General features: G+C 57.1%; 1 protein-coding gene. It reads left to right on the top strand.

Annotated elements, in window-relative coordinates:
* Nucleotides 1-72: 72 nt before the first annotated feature.
* Nucleotides 73-853 (top strand): IS5 family transposase gene (locus KLP42_RS26595; RefSeq protein WP_215571165.1). Its coding sequence is split into 2 segments (ribosomal slippage), with 782 coding nucleotides annotated over them: nucleotides 73-403 and nucleotides 403-853; the frame shifts between segments, so codons are not numbered across the junction. This gene is flagged as partial in the annotation.

Genomic DNA, 853 nt, shown 5'->3' with positions numbered 1-853 from the left:
TAGGCCCTGTTGACAAAGTGGATTCCCAAATCAGCGGAAGCGTGATTCAAGACTACCTTTTAGGAGGCGGTTCTGGCTCGCGGCGACCTCACGGATATGGAATGGCGGATCATCGAGGGGTTATTGCCTACCGAACGCGGTAGGAAGTCCCGGCCCTCGCACGACAATCGACGATACCTGAACGGCATGCTGCATGTTCTTCGGGTCGGATGTCCCTGGCGCGACATGCATGAGCGCTACGGCAAGTGGAATTCGGTCTATGTGCGCTTCCGCCGTTGGGCGGAACAAGGCGTTTGGGACGCTTTGCTTGAAACCCTGGTCGAACTGGGGCTGACGGATGACTGGCAGCACATGATCGATAGCACCACGGTTCGCGGCCACTCTCAGGCTGCGGGCGCTAAAGGGGGACTTATCAGGAGGCTTTTGGTCGATCACGCGGCGGCTTTACGACGAAAATCCACGCCCGTGCAGACGGTCAAGGACGCCCTCTTGGCTTTGTCCTGACAGGCGGCGAAGCCTCGGATTACAACGCCGTTCCTGACTTGCTGGCGATACCAGTCAGCAAGCCGAGGCTGTTCCTTGCCGATAAAGGCTATGACGGCGATTTCCTGCGTGAAGAACTGCTGATCCACGGAATCAGGCCCGTCATTCCACCGAAGGCCAACCGAAAGAACCCGCCCGTCTGCAATTTCCAGGCTTACAAAGACCGGAACCGCATCGAACGGATGTTCAACCGCCTCAAGCAGTTCCGTCGCGTTGCGACACGATACGACAAGACCCGAAAATCCTTCTCAGCATTCCTCGCCCTGGCTGCCGCAAAAATATGGCTACCACACTTTGTCAACAGAACCTA

The sequence above is a fragment of the Rhizobium sp. CSW-27 genome (assembly GCF_018760785.1).
GTDB lineage: Bacteria > Pseudomonadota > Alphaproteobacteria > Rhizobiales > Rhizobiaceae > Neorhizobium.
The sequence above is the reverse complement of the archived record's forward strand: the minus strand, read 5'-3'. Positions and strand labels throughout refer to the sequence as shown.